The organism is Salinibacillus xinjiangensis (assembly GCF_009649735.1).
GTDB lineage: Bacteria > Bacillota > Bacilli > Bacillales > Alkalibacillaceae > Salinibacillus > Salinibacillus xinjiangensis.
The window spans coordinates 1-372 of record NZ_WJNH01000029.1; the positions used below are offsets into that span (position 1 = coordinate 1).

The following is a 372-nucleotide window of genomic DNA, read 5'->3' on the forward strand; positions in this document are numbered from 1 at the left end:
GTGGAGTTGCTTAGACAACCAGGATGTTGGCTTAGAAGCAGCCATCATTTAAAGAGTGCGTAATAGCTCACTGGTCGAGTGACTCTGCGCCGAAAATATACCGGGGCTAAACGTATCACCGAAGCTGCGGATTGTACCGTGGGTACAATGGTAGGAGAGCGTTCTAAGGGCTGTGAAGTCAGATCGAAAGAACTGGTGGAGCGCTTAGAAGTGAGAATGCCGGTATGAGTAGCGAAAGACAAGTGAGAATCTTGTCCACCGAAAGCCTAAGGTTTCCTGAGGAAGGCTCGTCCGCTCAGGGTTAGTCGGGACCTAAGCCGAGGCCGAAAGGCGTAGGCGATGGAAAACAGGTTGACATTCCTGTACCACCTT

The 372-nt window shown here is 51.1% G+C and carries 1 rRNA gene; it reads left to right on the top strand.

The annotated features are described in order from the left end of the window. Positions 1-372, top strand: a 23S ribosomal RNA gene (locus GH754_RS19340); the annotation flags it as partial.